The sequence below is a fragment of the Actinomadura meyerae genome (assembly GCF_900188445.1).
GTDB lineage: Bacteria > Actinomycetota > Actinomycetes > Streptosporangiales > Streptosporangiaceae > Spirillospora > Spirillospora meyerae.
Window position 1 is genome coordinate 75,939 of record NZ_FZOR01000027.1, and the last position, 16,838, is coordinate 92,776.

Below are 16,838 nucleotides of genomic sequence, written 5' to 3' on the forward strand. Positions count from 1 at the left end.
TCCGGCGCTACGAAAAGCAGGCCCGGCCCGGTGGCCGGCCGCTCAACTCCATGGTCAAGTACCCCTCCGGCCCCATGGAACCGAAATCAGATCCTGTGGATAACCCCAAGATCAGCGGGCTTTGGTGTGCAGCAGGGCACGCGCCTCCGCCGCCGCCATCGGGGGACGCTGGGCCAGGTGGGCGGCCTGGGCGGCGCGCTCCACGAGCTGGGCGTTCGCCGTCACCGGACGGCCCTTCGCCAGGGTGAGGGTGTCCTCCATGCCCACGCGCAGGTGACCGCCCGCTGAGAGCGCGGCGAACAGGACCGGCAGGGACGTCCGGCCAATGCCCGTGGCCGACCAGGTCGCGCCCGGCGGGAGGGCTTCGACGGCGGCGACCAGGGTGCGGGCGTCGCCGGGCATGCCGCCGGGCACCCCCATCACCAGGTCGCAGTGGACGTGGCCGCCGTAGGGGAGCCCGTACTTGTCCAGGAGCCTGTGCAGCGCCGCTATGTGGCCGAGGTCGAACAGCTCGAACTCCGGGACGACCTCGCGTTCCTGAGTGCGCTGGTACAGCTCCACCATGAACGGCCAGGGGTTCATGAAGACGTCGTCGCCGAAGTTGACCGTCCCGCAGGTGAGCGAGCACATGTCGGGCTCGACGTCCAGGACGCGGATACGGTCCTCGTAGGGGTCGGTGACCGCACCGCCCGTGGACAGTTGCACGATCAGTCCCGTGCTCTCCCGCAGCGCCGCGACGGTGTCCCGCAGGCGGGACAGGTCGAGCGTGGGCCGCGCGTCGTCGTCGCGGATGTGCACGTGGATCACGGCCGCGCCGGCCGCCTCGCACTCCTTGGCCGTCTGGACCAGTTCATCCAGGGTGACGGGCAGGGCCGGGACGTCCGCCTTGGCGGACTCCGCACCCGTGGGCGCCACCGTGATGAGCGTCGTTGCTCCCATAGGCGGCAGAATGCATGGTCATGCGTGCGGTAGTCCAGAGGGTGAGCCAGGCCAGCGTGTCCGTGGACGGGCGCGTCGTCGGTGAGATCGAGGGGCCGGGGCTGCTCGTGCTCGTCGGCGTGACGCACGACGACGGCCCGGAAAAGGCCCGCAAGCTGGCCGCGAAGCTGTGGGCCCTGCGGATCCTGCAGGACGAGAGGTCATGCTCGGACGTGAACGCGCCGCTGCTGGTAGTGAGCCAATTCACCCTCTACGGGGACGCGCGGAAGGGCCGCCGCCCGTCGTGGACGGCCGCCGCGCCCGGCCCGGTCGCCGAGCCCCTCGTGGACGCCGTCGTCCGCGAGCTGCGGGAGCTGGGAGCGAAGGTCGAGACGGGCGAGTTCGGCGCCGACATGAAGGTCGCGCTGGTCAACGACGGCCCGATCACGCTCGTCCTGGACGTCTAGCGGAACCCGTACACCATGCCGACCAGGACGACGACCGTCCCGGCGGCGGCGAGCAGGATCAGGAACCGGTCGGGCGGTGTGAGCCGCCCGCGGACGTCGGACGACACCACGACGACGCCCGTCCCGGTCTCGTCGCCGCGCGGCTCCTTCTGGAACGGGTTGCGCAGCCCCGCGAGCCGCCACAGCGCGTCGTTGCGGATCCGCTGGTGGTCGGGCCCGCAGGCGAACAGCCGCCCACGGGTGCGTTCGGTGCAGGCCGCCCCCTGCTGGCTCAGGACCCGGCACATCGTGGGCACGAGCATGAACTGGTACAGGCACCAGCCCAGGAGGGCGAGCAGCGCGACCCGCCAGGAGTGCAGCCACCACGCGGCACCGGCGACCAGCGCGAACAGGGCCCACCACAGCAGCGCGGACTCGCGGCGGGGCCGGCGCCGGGTCCCCCGCCTGGCCGCCTGAGGTTCCCTCTTCCCCGGGTTCGCGACCATCGGTAGGAATCCACCTTCCCCGGACGGCGGCCGGTCAGAAATCGTCTATGTCCGACGATATTCGTCCAGGGGGCGCGCTGCTACCCGTGTTTCGCGGGGCGGCGGCGCAGCGCGATCTGCGCGTTCGCGCCCGTGTCGGGCGACACGACGACCTCCTGCGCGGCCGCGACTCCACCGGCCAGCAGCTCCGCGTCGACCGGGACGTTCCGCTTCACCGTCGCCAGCGCGACCGGCCCGAGCTCGTGGTGCCGGGCCGCCGACCCGACCCAGCCGACCGCCCGGCCGCCCGGGATCTCCACCGGGTCGCCGTGCGCGGGCAGCCGGTCAACGCTGCCGTCCAGGTGCAGGAACACCAGGCGGCGCGGCGGCCGGCCGAGGTTGTGGACGCGCGCCACCGTCTCCTGCCCCCGGTAGCAGCCCTTGTTCAGGTGGACGGCCGTCTCGACGTAGCCGGCCTCGTGCGGGATCGTCCGCTCGTCGGTGTCGAGGCCGAACCGCGGCCGATGCTCGGCGATGCGCAGCGCCTCGTACGCCCACAGGCCGGACGGTTCGAGCCCCTCGGGGAACTCGCCGCGCGGGACGATCCGCGTCTGCGTCCCCGCCACGTCCGGCCAGGACGGGCCGCCGTCGCGCGGCGGGCCGGTGACGACCATGTAGTCGGCGGACACGTCGGCGACCTCGACGCGCAGCATGAACCGCATCCGGTCGAGGAACTCCGCGAGCGGCGCGGCGGCACCGGGCTCGACGTGCGCCCAGGTCGCCTCGCCGTCGTCGACGACGAACATGTGGTGCTCGACGTGGCCCTTGGGGTCGAGCAGCAGCGCCTCGGTCGGCGTGAACGGCGCCAGGCCCTCCAGGTGCTGGCTGAGGAGGCTGTGCAGCCAGCGCAGCCGGTCCGGGCCGGTGACCTTGAGGACGCCCCGGTTGCTCCGGTCGACGAACGCGGCCCCGCGTTCCAGCGCGCGCTGCTCCTTCGACGGGTCGCCGTAGTGGGCGGCGATCTCCTGGTCGGGCGCGTCGGCGGCGACGGCTCCGGGCGTCTTCAGCAGCGGGCTCTCCATGCGTCCAGACTATGTGGCGCGGCACTCCTTGCACCGCCCGTAGACGGTGAGGTGGTGCACGTCGGTCTCGAACCCGAAGTCGCGCCGCAGCACGTCCGCGAGCCCGGCGGCCGCGCGCGGGTCGACGTCCTCCACCGTGTGGCAGCCCCGGCAGACGAGGTGGATGTGCTCGGCCTCGGCGGCGAGGTGGTAGTTCGGCGGTCCGTGCCCGAGGTGGGCGTGCTTGACCAGCCCGAGCTCCTCCAGGAGTTCGAGCGTCCGGTACACGGTGGAGATGTTCACGCCGCGGGCGGTGCGCTGCACCTCGGCGCAGATCTCCTCGGGGGTCCCGTGCTCCAGGTTGGTGACCGCCTCGAGGACCAGCTGGCGCTGAGGGGTGACCCGGTACCCCTTGGCCCGCAGCTCCTCTTGCCACGACTCGACCATGCACCGAGTGTAGGACCCGCCCGCCGGGCCCGCCCGGGCAGGATTCAGCCCACGGAAAACTTGTTTGCCTCACCGCTCGCGCTCACATAACGTGCGGGGTACGCGCGAAAGGAGGTGGTCCAAGCAATGGTTGATTGTAGGACTCGCGAGGTGGCTGTCCGCTAGTCGCCGTTCCGCCTCGGACCGCCGCCCCCGGGCGGCGGAGCCGGTCGCGACGGTGACCGGCGAATACCAGGCAGTTACCCGGTCCCCGGACCGATGGACCCGTCCTGTCCATCACCCCGCCACCCGGCGGGAAGGTCCGGGGATCGTTCTTTTCCAGGGCCCTGTCAGGACACCTTCTTCAGCTGCGCCGACAGGTGCGACTGGAGCGGCTGGCCCACGGCCGCCATGTCGTACGCCCAGCCGAGGTCCTCCCCGATCAGCCCGTACAGGCGGTGCCCGCCGGTGACCTCCTTGGCCGACTCGGTGCGGGCCACGACGTCGGTGCGCAGCTCCACCCGGTTGAACGCCACGTCGCCGACGTAGATCTCGACGATCCCGGTCGGGTGGGCCAGCGTCACCTCGACCTGGTGGTCCGGCTGCGGCCGCCAGTACCCGGTCTCCACCGCAAGGGGCCGCCCGAGCGTGCCGTCCGCCTCGATCATCCAGGTGCGGCTCGCGTAGATCAGGAACGGCTTCCCGATGTGGGTGAAGGACAGCTCCTGGCCGAAGTTGAACGACTCGATCGTGGGATAGCCGCCCACACCGGCGCCCTCCCAGGTGCCGAGCAGGAACTTCAGGGGCTCAAGGTCCGGGTGCAGCTCAGGAACGTCCATGGGCACCGAGCGTAGCGGCGCGCGCCGCCGCCCGCGTCCCGCCCTACTTCAGCCGGCCGAGCCGGATCACGAGGAGGACGGCGGCGACCGCCATGAGCCCGAGGGCGAGGACGAGGATCCCCGCGTTCACCATGCCACCCACACCGCCGATGCTACGGGCACCGGCCGGAACTAGAGTGCCGATATGGCGAGACCACTCGTGATCAAGGTGACGGCGGGCGCGGACGCCCCCGAGCGCTGCAACCAGGCGTTCACGGTGGCGGCGGCCGCCGCGGCCAGCGGGGTCCCGGTCTCGCTGTGGCTCACCGGCGAGTCGGCGTGGTTCGCGCTGCCGGGCCGGGCCGCCGAGTTCTCACTGCCGCACGCCACTCCCCTGGACGACCTGCTCACCGTCATCCTCTCCGCGGGGCGCGTCACCCTCTGCACCCAGTGCGCGGCCCGCCGCGACATAGGCCCGGACGATGTCCTGCCCGGCATCCGCATCGCGGGCGCCCCCACGTTCGTCGAAGAGATCACCCTCGACGACGTCCAGGCCATCGTCTACTGACGGGTGCTCGTCTACTGACGGGTGCTCGTCTACTGACGGGAGCTCGTCCGAAGACGGGCTCTCGCTCACCGGACCGTGCAGGCGCGCGCGCACGGCGAGGACGAGGGCGGCGAGGGTGGCGCCGGTGAGGCCGAGCATGAGGTCGCCGATCGTGTCGCGGTAGATGGTGACGGCCTCGGGGGTGTCGAGGATGAAGATGCCGTACTCGGCGAACTCCCACAGGATCGCGGCGATGGCGCCGGCCCCCGTGCAGGTCAGCGCCATCGCCCACGGCTTGAGGCCGCCCCAGCGGCGCACCGCGACGCCCGCCGCGGCGCTCAGCAGCGCCCAGTTCCCGAAGTGGCAGGCGTCGTCGAACCAGCCGACGGTGTCGTAGAGGTCGGCGGCGTTCCCGGCGACGTCCACGAGGAACGGGAGCGTCACGAGCAGGTCCACGTCCCACGGGAAGGACCGGTCGCGGCCGCGCAGCGCCCAGACGAGCGTGACGAGCATGACGGCGGCGGGGTAGGCGGCCACGCGGACGCCCATCGCCTTGTCCGCGAACCGGTCCCATTCGGGGAAGGCCACGGCGAGCGCGAGCAGGGCGGCCAGGGCCGCCTTGGCGGCGAGGGCCGCCTTGGCGGTGAGGGCGAGCGGGCGCCGGCGGGAGGTGTCCATGCGGGCAAGCTTCGCGTCGCGCCTGGTCCGGCGGCATCGGTGCGGCTACTCAGATGCGCATGAGTGATTCGTGCACCCGGGACGCCGCCTCGGGCGCGGTAGAAGCGGCGCAGAACGGTTATAGGTGAGCCGACACCCGTTCAGGAGGAGTCGGCCGCATGCTCGACGTACCGCTGTGGGCCTGGGGCGCGACGATCGGACTGCTCGTCGCGCTGTTCGTGCTCGACTTCTTCGCGGCCGTCCGTGGACCGCACGTGGTGCACATCAAGGAGGCCACGTTCTGGTCGGTGTTCTACACCGGCGTGGCGCTCCTGTTCGGCCTCGCGGTGTGGATGGTCGGCGGGTCGACCGCGGGCACCGAGTACTTCTCCGGCTGGCTCGTCGAGAAGAGCCTGTCGGTCGACAACCTCTTCGTCTTCGTGATCATCATGGGCCGGTTCGCGGTGCCGCCCGAGTTCCAGCAGAAGACGCTGCTGTTCGGGATCGCCGGCGCGCTGCTGCTGCGGGCCGTGCTGATCGCGGTCGGCGCCGCCGCGATCAGCCTGTTCTCCTTCACCTTCCTGATCTTCGGGCTGATCCTGATCTGGACGGCGGTGCAGCTCATCCGGCACCGCGACGAGGAGCCGGACGTGGAGGACACCTTCCTCGTGCGCCGCGCCCGCAAGATCCTGCCGGTGAGCGAGAGCTTCCACGGCGGGCGGATGCTCGCCCACGAGGACGGCCGGCGCGTGATGACGCCGCTGCTCATCGTCTTCGTCGCGATCGGCAGCACCGACGTCCTGTTCGCGCTGGACTCCATCCCCGCCGTGTTCGGCGTCACCAAGGACCCGTTCCTCGTCTTCGCCGCCAACGCGTTCGCGCTGCTCGGGCTGCGCGCCCTCTACTTCCTCGTCGAGGGGCTGCTGGAACGGCTGGTGTACCTGACGATCGGCCTGTCGGTGATCCTGGCGTTCATCGGCGTGAAGCTGATCCTGCAGTTCCTGCACGAGGACGTCAGCGAGTCCATCCCGGAGATGCCGACCACGCTGTCCCTGGGCGTGATCCTGGCGATCCTGCTCTTCACCACGGCCGCGAGCCTCATCCGCGTCCACGCCCACCCGGAGGAGAAGGCCAAGCCGGGCTCCCTGCGCAAGCGGCGCGAGGAGAGGCCGCGTGAAGAGGAGCCCGCCCGCCGCTGACCCGCGCCGGGCCGGGGCTCCCCCCGCGACCTGGGTCAGCCCATGCTCTTCGCTCCGTCGAGGGCCTCGCGGATGATGTCGGCGTGCCCGGCGTGCTGGGCGGTCTCGACCGCGATGTGCGTGAGGGCGCGGCGGGCCGACCAGTGCGTCTCGGTGAACCACGGGGCCTTCGGGAGCGGCTGGACCGCACCGAGGTCGGGCAGGCTCACCACGAGCTCGTCCGTGCGGCGGGCCACCTCCTCGTAGGCGTCGAGGACGCCCTGCAGCGTGTCGCCGGGGAGCATCTTGAACTCGTCCGCCCACTTCTGCCGGTCCTCTTCGGTCATCTCGCTGAAGTCGCCCATGGCGGACGGGCCTTCGACGATGAAGGCCGCCCAGTTCCGCTCGACCGCGGTGACGTGCTTGATGAGGCCGCCGAGGCACAGCTCGCTCGCGGTCGTCCGCAGGCCCGCCTGCTCGTCGGTGAGGTCGCGGGTGGTGAAGCGCAGGAAGTGGCGGGCCGTGGCCAGCGTCGCCAGCAGGTCCGCGCGCTCGCCGGTGATCTCGGTCGTGGTCTGCCCCGTCGTGGTCTGCTCCGCCATGGTCATGCCTCCGCCTTTCGTCGTTCCCGTTCCGGTGGACACCACGCTAGGCAGGATTGCGGCCACTTCCTGACCGCAATGTGCGGGAGACTGGAGAACATGGCGAACACGAGCTCCCGGACCCTGCGGTTGCTGTCCCTGCTCCAGACGCACCGGTACTGGCCGGGCGCGGAACTCGCCGAGCGGCTCGGCGTGTCCGTCCGCACCCTGCGCCGGGACGTCGACCGGCTGCGCGAGCTGGGCTACCCGGTCGAGGCGTCGCGCGGCGTCGACGGCGGCTACCAGCTCGCCGCCGGCGCCGCGCTGCCGCCGCTGGTGATCGACGACGAGGAGGCCGTCGCGCTGGCCGTGGGCCTGCAGGCGGCGACGCGAGTGGAGGGCATCGCCGAGGCGTCGGTGCGGGTCCTGGCGAAGGTGGCGCAGGTGATGCCGGCCCGGCTGCGCCGCCAGGTGGACGCCCTGCGCGCCGTGACCGTCCCCGCCACCTGGGACGGCTCCGCTGAGGAGGGCATCGACCCGGCCGTGCTCACCGTGCTCGCGCTCGCCTCCCGGGACTGCGAGCGCCTCCGCTTCTCCTACACCGCCGCCGACGGGACCCGCACCGACCGGGAGGCCGAGCCGCACCGCCTCGTCCGGCTGGGCCGCCGCTGGTACCTGGTCGCCTACGACCTGCGGCGGCACGACTGGCGCAACTTCCGGCTGGACCGCCTGCGCGCCCCCGAGCCGACCGGTGCCCGGTTCCGTCCCCGCGAGCTGCCCGCCGCGGACGCCGCCGAGTTCGTCCGCAGCGGCCTGAAGGACATGCCGCGCCCCTACCGGATCGAGGTCCTGGTGGACGCCCCGGCCGCCACCGTGCGGGAGCTGATCGGCCGGTGGTGCACGGTCGAGGAGCTGGACGGGGAGCCGGATGGAGAAGTGGACGGGGAAGTGGGCGGCGAGCCCGGCGGGTACCGGTGCCGCGTCCGCATGACCGGGGACTCCCTCCAATGGCCCATCATGGCGCTCGGCACGGTCGAGGCCGACATCCACGTCGTGGAGCCGCCCGAGCTGCGCGACCGGCTGCACGCCTGGGGCGCCCGGTTCTCCCGTGCCTGACGGCCGGGACGGAAAGTTTCGAAGCAAGCCGGTCGGCATTCACCGATTTTCCGTCCAAGTTGTCCATGTTTTGGACTTCCAGCGGCCGGTCTGCCATTGAGCAGGCGAAAAGCGGACTGAACGAGCGCAGCGTCTTCGAAATGTTTCCGAAACCGTTGACATGCCCCGGGGCCGGACGAACACTGGCGCCATCGACGGGCCTGCTCCCGCACCCCGCCGATCGATCCCCCGCCATCCGGCGGACGACCGGGTCGTCCAGCGCCGCCCGGCCGCGCCGCCCGCGTCACGAGTGAGGACCCACCCCCATGAAGAGCGCGCCCACCAGCGACACCGCAGCCCGCCAAGGCCGCAGACGCCGCCGCCCCGCGACCCTCATCCGCACCAGGCCGGTCATCGGCGCCTGCGCCGTGGCGCTGGCGACGGCCACGGCGCTGCTGCCCGGCACCGCCAGCGCCGACACGACCATCACCACGAACCAGACCGGGACGAACAACGGCTACTACTACTCCTTCTGGACGGACGGCGGCGGGTCGACCTCGATGACCCTCGGCGACGGCGGCAACTACCGGATGAACTGGAGCAATGTCGGCAACTTCGTCGCCGGCAAGGGCTGGAGCAACGGCGGCCGCCGGAGCGTGAACTACTCGGGCAGCTTCAACCCGTCCGGCAACGCCTACCTGGCCCTCTACGGCTGGACGTCCAACCCGCTCGTCGAGTACTACATCGTCGACAACTGGGGCACCTACCGGCCCACCGGGACGTACAAGGGGACCGTCACCAGCGACGGCGGCACCTACGACATCTATGAGACGACGCGGTACAACGCGCCGTCCGTCGAGGGCACGAAGACCTTCCAGCAGTACTGGAGCGTCCGGCAGTCGAAGCGGACGGGCGGCACCATCACGACCGGCAACCACTTCGACGCCTGGGCGAGCAAGGGCATGAACCTGGGCAGCTTCAACTACTACATGATCCTCGCGACCGAGGGCTACCAGAGCAGCGGCAGCTCCAACATCACGGTCGGCGGCTCCGGCGGCGGAGGCGGCGGTGGCGGTGGCGGGGGCGGGGGCGGTGGCGGTGGCGGTGGCGGCGGCGGTTGCAACGCGACCCTGTCCGCCGGGCAGCAGTGGGGCGACCGCTACAACCTCAACGTCTCGGTGTCCGGCTCCAGCAACTGGACCGTCACGATGAACGTCCCGTACCCCGAGAAGATCATCGCGACCTGGAACACGTCCGCGAGCTGGGACTCCAGCGGCCAGGTCATGACCGCCCGGCCGAACGGCAACGGCAACAACTTCGGCGTGACCATCCAGACCAACGGCACGTGGACGTGGCCGACGGTCTCCTGCAGCGCCTGACCGGCGCACCGCGCGTGTGGCGCGGCGACCAGGCCTCCGGTCGCCGCGCCACACCGTCCTTCAACCGACACCGTCCTTCAACCGACGGCCCGCCCTACCGGAAGGCCGTTCACCGGAGGGCTCGCCTACTGGAAGGCCGGGGCGTTGGCGCGGGCCCAGTCGGCGAAGGAGCGGGGCGCCCGGCCGAGGACCCGCTCCGCATCGGGGCTGATCCGCAGCTCGGCGGGCTTCGGCTCGCCGAGGATCTGCAGCGTCGTCTCCACGACCGGCTCCGGCATGAACGCCGACAAGCGCGCGTGCGCCTGCTCCCGGGTCAGCTCCACGAACCGCACGGGCTCGCCGATCGCCGCGCCGATCGCCGCGGCCTGCTCCCGGGGCGTGACCGCCGCCGGCCCGGTCAGCTCGTAGATCCGGCCCGCGTGCTCGTCCTTGCGCAGGGCGGCGGCCGCGACCGCCGCGATGTCCGCCGGGTCGACCACCGGGATGCCGACGTCGCCGAAGGGCGCGAAGACGGTCCGCTCGGCGCGCACCGACTCCGCCCAGCCATAGGCGTTGGACGCGAAGGCGCCGGCCCGCAGGATCGTCCAGCCGAGGCCCGACTCGCGCACCGCCCGCTCGCGCGCCGCCATGACGCCCCCGTGCGAGGGCGATTCCGGCCTGGTCACCACGCCCTGCGACGAGAGCAGGACGACGCGCTCGATCCCCGCCTCCCGGGCCGCGTCCAGGACGGCCTGCGAACCGAGGCTCTGGCCGCCGGCGCCGCCGTCGTGCAGGAACAGCGTCTCTGCCCCCTCGAACGCGGGCCGCAGGGTCTCCGGCTCGGACAGGTCGGCGCGCACGTGGGCGGCCCCTTCCGGCAGATCGACCGGGACGGTGCCGCGCGACACCGCCGTCACCCGCTCTCCCGCGTCCGCCAGGGCCCGCACCAGCGGCCGTCCGACGTTACCGGTCGCACCCGTCACCACGATCATGGTCAACTCCCCGTTTCCTCACTGCCGCCTCTTGCGACGACGGGGACGCTAACACCCTCCGGATAGTAGGTACCTAGGAGAAAGCGACTACCCGGGAGGAGATGGGTGGCGGCGAGCGGCGCGGCCGCGCGGGCGACCGGTCCGCGGCATTCTCGGTATTCGGCCGTCCGGAAGAGGACCGAATCACGAGGCCGGGGCCGGTCGCCCGCGGTGGCGTTCACGGTGGGCCGGAAAGCCGTCCGGCGAATCGTTTCGAATGGTCGACTGCGCCAATTACCGACCGGCGTCGAATTGGTTGATGATTCAATGTTCGCGGCCGGTCACTTCGCCGTTTCGCGCGGGGTCAGGTGCATCTTGATGTCGTCGGCGGCCCACAGCACGAAGCGCTCGATGGGCGTGACCGTCTGGCCGGGGGCGAGCTCGAACCGGAACCGCTTCAGCAGGACGGCCAGGACGAGTTCGGCCTCCACCATCGCCAGCGTCGAGCCCTCGCAGCTGCGCGGCCCGAGCCCGAACGGGATGTAGGCGAACCTCGGACGGCCCGCGGACGCCTCCGGGGTGAACCGCTCCGGGTCGTAGACCTCCGGGTCGGGCCAGTACTCGGGGTTCATGTGGACGGCCCAGAACGGGTAGAAGATCGTCGTCCCGGCGGGCACCGTGTACTCGCCGAGCACGACGTCCTCGGTCGCCTCCCGGGCGCCGTAGGGGCCCGGCGGGTAGAGGCGCATCGCCTCCTTGAGGGCCATGTCCAGGCGGGTGAGCGCCTTCAGGTCGGCGTAGCCGGGCGCGTCCCGGTCGCCGAGGACGCGGTCCACCTCCTCGGCGACGCGCTCGGCCACCTCGGGGTGCTTGGCCAGCAGGTACAGCGTCCACGAGATCGCGACGCCGGTGGTGTGGTGGGCGGCGAGCATCGTCATCAGCACCGTGTCGCGGATCCGCGCCGGCGACTCGCCGGAGGCCGCCAGCGCCGCGATCAGGTCGCTGCGCTCGGCCTCGCCGGTGCCGCGGTCGCGGTGGGCGGCGAGGACCTCGTCGACGGTCCCGCGCAGGTAGGCCAGTGCCTCCGCGGCCCGCGCGCTCGCCGGGCCCGGCGACCCCATGTACTCGGTCAGGACGGTCTCGAACGCCTCGACCACGCGTCCGGCGGACTCCGCGTCGTCCACGCCGCTGCCGAGCGCGTACCGGCAGATCATGCGCAGCGACAGCGCGCTCAGGTCCCGCTGCAGGACGACCGGCCCCGCGTCGGCCGCCCAGCGGTCGGCGAGCTCGGTCGCCAGCGCGGTGAACTGCGCGAAGTGCGCCTCGTGGGACGGCCGCCCGGCCAGCACCGACAGCATCGTCCGCCGCCAGGGGCCGTGCTCCTCGGCGGGGATCGTCTGCAGGTTGCCGGCCTCCTGCAGCGGCGCGAGGAACTCGAACAGCTTGTCCGGCCGCTTGTCGATCTTCGCCGTGGCCTCCAGCAGGACCGGGTCGGCGACCGACACCGCCACGTCCGCGCCGGGCAGCGGGAACCGCACCACCGGCCCGTACTCGGCGTGCAGTCGCAACTGGTAGTTGTGCAGCCCGCCCGCCGCCGCGATGGCCGCGGCACCGTCATTTTCCGCGGCCGGCCCGGGGATCCGCGAGGGGATGCCTGCGTCACGTCGCATTTGCGTTCTCCCGCCGTCAGGATGGTCGATTCGGTTGTTATGGAGTTGATCACAATGCTTACATGTTCGTGCATAGTTCGCGATATGCCGGGCAGAAAATCGCCCGGCTCCGGCAGGACGGGGGAGAAGACACTGGACATCGTTGACCCGACGACGCCGAACGTCCCGCGGATGTACGACTACCTGCTCGGCGGGAAGGACAACTACGCCGTCGACCGGGAGGCCGTGGAGGAGGTCGTCCGGCACGCGCCGGACACCCCGTTCCTCGCGCGGGAGAACCGCGCCTTCCTGCGCCGCGCGGTGCGCTTCCTGGCCGAGTCCGGGATCCGGCAGTTCATCGACATCGGCTCCGGCCTGCCCACGCAGGGCAACGTGCACGAGATCGCGCACCAGGTCGCCCCGGACGCCCGCGTCGTCTACGTCGACATCGAGCCGGTCGTCCTCGTGCACGGGCGGGCGCTGCTGGCGGCGACGCCGGAGGTGACCGTCATCCACGGCGACGCCCGGCACCCCGGCGCGATCCTGGCCGACCCCGAGCTGAACGACCTCATCGACTTCGACCGGCCGGTGGCGGTGCTGATGCTGGCGGTCCTGCACTTCATCGACGACGCCGCCGACCCGCCCGGCATCGTCGCGAGGCTCCGCTCCGCCCTGGCCCCCGGCAGCTATCTCGCGGTGTCGCACGTGACCGCCGACTTCGACGCCGACCGCCGCGTCCGCGAGGCGGGCGCGGTGTACGAGAAGGCCACGTACCAGATCACCCTGCGGAGCCGCGCCGACGTGCTGCGGCTGTTCGAGGGGTTCGAGCTGGTCGAACCGGGGCTCACGACGCTGTCACTGTGGCGTCCCGACCCCCGCGCGACCGTCCCGCCCGGCGCCGAGCGCCAGTGGTGCTACGCGGGCGTGGGCCGCAAGCCCGAGTAGCGGTACCGCTGGGCGCCGTACCGCTAACCGAGGCCGGAGAAGTCGCGAGCCACAACGGTGTTGCGGTCGGTCGGACGGTTTCCCAGGGAGAGCTGGGGCCACTGCCCGGACAGCTCCTGGCGGCTGCGTTCGCTCCAGGCCCGCGCCTCGTCGCTGCGCGTCTTGTAGAAGTTCAGCGCGTAGCCGCCCGTGTGGACGCGCAGCAGCGTGAACCCGCCCGGGTACTCCTTCACCGCTCCCACCTCCTGCTGGACGACCCGGGGCGCGAGCGGGAACGTCGAACGCTGGTTGCGGTGCGTGTGCCCGGCGTGGTGCAGGAACACCCCCGGAGTGCGGTTGTAGGCCGCGAGGATGCGCAGCGACTGGCCCGCGTCCAGCGAATGGGCGCCGGTGATCGCGAGCGGGTCGTTCTCGGTGAAGAGCGGATGGTGGCCGAAGACGAGGGTCGGCCGGTCCGGCTCCTTCGCCAGCTCCGCCTCGAACCATGCCCGCTGGTCCGCCGAGAGCCCGCCGGAGTCGCCGCCGTCGCCGGGCTTGTCGTAGGTGTCGAGGCCGATGACGCGAAGGCCCCGCAGGTCGTGCGAGAAGTACGTGCGGCCGGAGGGGAAGAAGGCGTCCTTGAAGCAGTCGTTCCCCTGCCACGAACCGGGCGAGCAGGCGCCGTAGGCCGTGCCCGAGTGCGCGCGGTCGTGGTTCCCGCGCGCCACCAGGTAGTCGCCGCCGAGGGTGCCGAACGTGTCGAGGATGCCCTTGGCGCTCCGCAGGTCGGCGGGGGCCGCCTCGCTGGAGACGTCCCCGGCCGCCAGCAGGTAGGTCGCGCCTCTGCTCCGGGCGTCCTCGATCAGGGCCCTCGCCATGACCTCGGGGTAGGGCGGGTGGCCGGGCGCCTGCTCGATGCCCTTGATCCACGGGAGCTGGCCGACGAGGCCCGCGACCGTCTCCCCGAGGTGCAGGTCGTTGCAAAGGGCGATGGAGAAGAGGTGGCGTCCGGGCGGCGGCTGCGGGGTGGTGAACGCGAACACGTCGCCCTGCGGGGTGCCCGCCGCCGTCCCGAAGGCCAGCCAGGTCGGTGCCGCGTCCTGTCCGGCCGAGCGCGCCCTGTAGTAGTAGGTGCGGCCCGGTTCCAGGCCGGTCAGCTCCACGTAGTGGTAGGGGGTGCCTGACGGGCCGTGGGCCACGGACGTCAGCCGGGACGGGTCGGTCCCGTAGAGCACCTCGGCGTCGGACGGCGCGGGCCGCATGCGCCCCAGGCCGTCGTCGGTTCCGGGGACGCCGGTGTACCAGGTGAGGACGGCCGTCGTCTCGGTGACGGTGACCAGTTCCAGGTTCACCGGCCGGACGGCGCCGCCGTCCGCCCGCGCGGTGCCGGGCAGCAGCGACGCGCCCGCGGCGATGGCGCTCCAGCGGAGCAGGGCCCGGCGGCTCGGGCGGCAGCAGATCATGATCGCTACCGTGGCACCGGCGGGCCCGTCCGGCCAGCCCCAAAAGTCGACAAAACTCTGGAACCACCCGGAACCGGCCTGGCGCGAACGAACCGGGCCCGGAACGACCGGGCCCGGAACGGCAGGTCTACGGACGAGGGGCTAGCCGACGACGGCGCGGAGGCGCTCCTCGCGGAGGCGGCCCGCCCAGGAGTCGTCCAGCGGCGCCAGCTCGGCGCCCACGGCCCAGCGCAGCAGCAGGTCGGCCAGGCCCGGGTTGCGGACGAGCGCCGGCCCGTGCATGTAGGTGCCGAGGACGCGCCCGCTGTAGGCGCCCTCGAAGCCGTCGCCGTTGCCGATGCCGTGCACGACCTTCGCGAACGGCTGCGCGTTCGGGCCGAGGTGCGTGACGCCCTGGTGGTTCTCGAAGCCGGTGATGCGGGGGACGTTCAGCTCGGCCGCCACGTCCCCGACGATCTCGCCGACGGCGCGCTGCTCGCCGCGGCCGGAGCGGATGTCGAGCAGGCCGAGGCCGGGCACGGGCTGCCCCTCCTCGCCGCCGAACTCGTGGCCGAGCAGCTGGTAGCCGGCGCAGACCGCGAAGACCACCGCGCCGGACTGGACGGCGCGCGCGAGGCCGCCGTCGCCGCGCAGCCGGTGCGCGGCGAGGATCTGCGGGCGGTCCTCGCCGCCGCCGAGCAGGTAGATGTCGCCGTCGGCGGGGACGGGCTCGTCCGAGCGCAGGCTCACGGTCTCGGTCGGGATGCCGCGCAGCGCCGCGCGCCGCTCCAGGACGATCGTGTTGCCCTGGTCGCCGTAGGTGCTGAGCAGGTCCGGGTAGATCCAGACGATCTTGATGCGGTCAGACGACACGGCCGTACCTCGTTCGGATGTTCTGGAAGGCGGTGTAGTTGGCGATCACGTCGAGGTGCCCGGGCGGGACCGCCATGACGGCCTGGTCGATGTCGTCCACCACGGTGAACGTCACGTCCGCGGCCTCCAGCCGGGCGGCGAGGTCGATGCGGCGCTCGCCGGTGACCCACACGGGGCGGCCGCGCAGGATGCGGTAGTCGACGTCCCACAGCCAGGACGTGTCGCGGCCGTCCGGCCCCTGCGCGTTGATCGACAGGGCGACCGGGCCGGGCGCGGGCTGCAGCACGTCGAACGCCTCCAGCCAGCCCGCCGGGTTCTTCGACAGCAGCAGCCGGATCGACCGGCCCTCGTGCTCGACCGTCGTGTACCGGCCGGCGACGGAGGTGACCTGCGACAGCAGCGGCAGGGCCTGCTCGGGCGGGACGCCGAATTGCGCGACGACCGCGAGCGCGATCAGCGCGTTCGAGCGGTTCGCGCGGCCCGGCAGCGACAGCCCGGCGAGCGAGTACTGGCGGCCGTCCGGCCCGACGACGGTGTCGCCGTGCAGCGCCCAGTCGGGGCGGGGGCGGCGGAAGTGGCACTGGCGGCAGGCCCAGTCGCTGTCCTCGTCGGTGTCCTGCCGGTCGAGGGGGCCGCCGCACTCGGGGCAGCACCAGGAGTCCTCGCGCCAGTGCTGCCCGGCGGCGACCCAGGTGACACTCTTGGCGGTGGACGCGCCCCAGGTGACGAGCGGGTCGTCGCAGTTGGCGATGACATGGCTGGTCGGGGACGCCTCCAGGGCGCGGCGCCACTTGCCCGCCAGCAGCCAGATCTCGGCGGCCCGGTCCATCTGGTCGCGGCTCAGGTTCATCAGCGCGACGAGGTTCGCCCCGGTCTCCTTCAGGACCATCGGGACGTACTTCTCGTCGCACTCCAGCACGCCGTAGCGGGCGGACGGCGCCGACGCGAGCGCGGACACGTGGCCCGTCGGCATGTTGGCGCCGAACGCGTTGGTGGCGACCTCCCCGAGCGGCGTCATCGCCGAGGTGATCAGCCGGGTCGTCGTCGTCTTGCCGTTGGTGGCGCTGACGAGGACGAGCTTGCGGTCCTTGGCGAGCCGGGTCAGCAGCTCGGGGTCGAGGCGGAGGCCGACCCGTCCGCCGATCACCGAGCCGTCCCCGCGGCCCGCCATTCGGGACATCTTGGCGGCCGTACGACCGAGCGCGACGGCCAGCTGCGAACGCAGCGGAAGATCGCTCATGGACTCCGTCTTCTCTGGATGCGCCGGAAAACCGCTCCGAGCCTAGCCGCTGGACGCACCCGTCCGGGCGCGTTGGGGGTGTAGCGGCGGGTTCGCGGGCGTTCCCCGGCGGACCGGTGCACAATGTGAGCATCATCACACGCGACGGGGTAAACCAACCTGGGCATTG

Annotated in this window: 17 protein-coding genes and 1 pseudogene; 6 read left to right on the top strand and 12 right to left on the bottom strand. The window is 72.1% G+C overall.

Annotated features, from left to right (window positions below):
• Positions 1-111 precede the first annotated feature (111 nt).
• Entirely contained in the window at positions 112-939 is an 828-nt protein-coding gene (locus tag CHF16_RS25375; protein WP_089328642.1) for a beta-keto acid cleavage family enzyme, read from the bottom strand.
• A 20-nt stretch (positions 940-959) separates the two neighbouring features.
• Here CHF16_RS25375 and dtd point away from each other — a divergent pair, with 20 nt between their 5' ends.
• Complete coding sequence (dtd, locus tag CHF16_RS25380) at positions 960-1,385, top strand: D-aminoacyl-tRNA deacylase (protein ID WP_089328670.1); 426 nt, start codon at positions 960-962, stop codon at positions 1,383-1,385.
• Here the strand turns inward: dtd and CHF16_RS25385 are convergent.
• From CHF16_RS25385 to CHF16_RS25400, 4 genes are all read right to left on the bottom strand, one after another.
• A complete protein-coding gene (locus tag CHF16_RS25385; protein WP_089328643.1) occupies positions 1,382-1,870 on the bottom strand; it encodes a hypothetical protein in 489 nt (162 codons plus the stop codon). The genes dtd and CHF16_RS25385 overlap by 4 nt on opposite strands.
• 80 nt (positions 1,871-1,950) lie before the next feature.
• A complete protein-coding gene (ygfZ, locus tag CHF16_RS25390; protein WP_089328644.1) occupies positions 1,951-2,931 on the bottom strand; it encodes a CAF17-like 4Fe-4S cluster assembly/insertion protein YgfZ in 981 nt (326 codons plus the stop codon).
• A 9-nt stretch (positions 2,932-2,940) separates the two neighbouring features.
• Positions 2,941-3,357, bottom strand: coding sequence for a Fur family transcriptional regulator (locus tag CHF16_RS25395; RefSeq protein ID WP_089328645.1), 417 nt, complete (start codon positions 3,355-3,357; stop codon positions 2,941-2,943).
• Between the two features lie 329 nt (positions 3,358-3,686).
• Positions 3,687-4,175 (bottom strand): heme-binding beta-barrel domain-containing protein, encoded by a 489-nt coding sequence (locus tag CHF16_RS25400; protein WP_089328646.1) that lies wholly within the window; start codon positions 4,173-4,175, stop codon positions 3,687-3,689.
• Between the two features lie 184 nt (positions 4,176-4,359).
• On the opposite strand from CHF16_RS25400, the gene CHF16_RS25405 reads away from it, so the two are divergent.
• Complete coding sequence (locus CHF16_RS25405; protein WP_089328647.1) at positions 4,360-4,722, top strand: DsrE family protein; 363 nt, start codon at positions 4,360-4,362, stop codon at positions 4,720-4,722.
• Between the two features lie 99 nt (positions 4,723-4,821).
• Here the strand turns inward: CHF16_RS25405 and CHF16_RS42295 are convergent.
• Positions 4,822-5,379 (bottom strand): annotated as a pseudogene (locus tag CHF16_RS42295) (DUF2238 domain-containing protein); the annotation flags it as partial.
• Between the two features lie 158 nt (positions 5,380-5,537).
• Here CHF16_RS42295 and CHF16_RS25415 point away from each other — a divergent pair.
• The gene (locus CHF16_RS25415; protein WP_089328649.1) at positions 5,538-6,557 is read left to right on the top strand and encodes a TerC family protein; all 1,020 of its coding nucleotides are present in this window, start codon (positions 5,538-5,540) and stop codon (positions 6,555-6,557) included.
• A gap of 35 nt (positions 6,558-6,592) precedes the next feature.
• Here CHF16_RS25415 and CHF16_RS25420 read toward each other — a convergent pair whose 3' ends face one another.
• A complete protein-coding gene (locus CHF16_RS25420) occupies positions 6,593-7,144 on the bottom strand; it encodes a DinB family protein (protein ID WP_089328650.1) in 552 nt (183 codons plus the stop codon).
• 93 nt (positions 7,145-7,237) lie between these two features.
• Here CHF16_RS25420 and CHF16_RS25425 point away from each other — a divergent pair, with 93 nt between their 5' ends.
• Complete coding sequence (locus CHF16_RS25425) at positions 7,238-8,233, top strand: helix-turn-helix transcriptional regulator (RefSeq protein WP_089328651.1); 996 nt, start codon at positions 7,238-7,240, stop codon at positions 8,231-8,233.
• A gap of 305 nt (positions 8,234-8,538) precedes the next feature.
• Complete coding sequence (locus CHF16_RS25430) at positions 8,539-9,591, top strand: glycoside hydrolase family 11 protein (RefSeq protein WP_089328652.1); 1,053 nt, start codon at positions 8,539-8,541, stop codon at positions 9,589-9,591.
• 125 nt (positions 9,592-9,716) lie between these two features.
• Here the strand turns inward: CHF16_RS25430 and CHF16_RS25435 are convergent, their stop codons facing one another.
• Both CHF16_RS25435 and CHF16_RS25440 read right to left on the bottom strand, forming a co-directional pair.
• Positions 9,717-10,562, bottom strand: a complete 846-nt coding sequence (locus CHF16_RS25435; protein ID WP_089328653.1) for an SDR family oxidoreductase — start codon at positions 10,560-10,562, stop codon at positions 9,717-9,719.
• A gap of 320 nt (positions 10,563-10,882) precedes the next feature.
• Positions 10,883-12,211, bottom strand: a complete 1,329-nt coding sequence (locus CHF16_RS25440; RefSeq protein ID WP_089328654.1) for a cytochrome P450 — start codon at positions 12,209-12,211, stop codon at positions 10,883-10,885.
• 84 nt (positions 12,212-12,295) lie between these two features.
• Here CHF16_RS25440 and CHF16_RS25445 point away from each other — a divergent pair, with 84 nt between their 5' ends.
• On the top strand, positions 12,296-13,135 hold the full coding sequence (locus CHF16_RS25445) for an SAM-dependent methyltransferase (protein ID WP_089328655.1): 840 nt from the start codon (positions 12,296-12,298) through the stop codon (positions 13,133-13,135).
• Positions 13,136-13,158: 23 nt separating this feature from the next.
• Here CHF16_RS25445 and CHF16_RS25450 read toward each other — a convergent pair whose 3' ends face one another.
• The 3 genes from CHF16_RS25450 to CHF16_RS25460 form a co-directional block, all read right to left on the bottom strand.
• Positions 13,159-14,577 (bottom strand): purple acid phosphatase family protein, encoded by a 1,419-nt coding sequence (locus tag CHF16_RS25450; protein WP_089328656.1) that lies wholly within the window; start codon positions 14,575-14,577, stop codon positions 13,159-13,161.
• 141 nt (positions 14,578-14,718) lie between these two features.
• Positions 14,719-15,429 carry a type 1 glutamine amidotransferase gene (locus tag CHF16_RS25455; protein ID WP_089328657.1) on the bottom strand — a complete coding sequence of 237 codons (711 nt, stop codon included), beginning with the start codon at positions 15,427-15,429 and terminating at the stop codon, positions 14,719-14,721.
• The gene (locus tag CHF16_RS25460) at positions 15,419-16,669 is read right to left on the bottom strand and encodes a Mur ligase family protein (RefSeq protein ID WP_089328658.1); all 1,251 of its coding nucleotides are present in this window, start codon (positions 16,667-16,669) and stop codon (positions 15,419-15,421) included. The genes CHF16_RS25455 and CHF16_RS25460 overlap by 11 nt, the downstream gene beginning before the upstream one ends.
• Between the last annotated feature and the right edge of the window lie 169 nt (positions 16,670-16,838).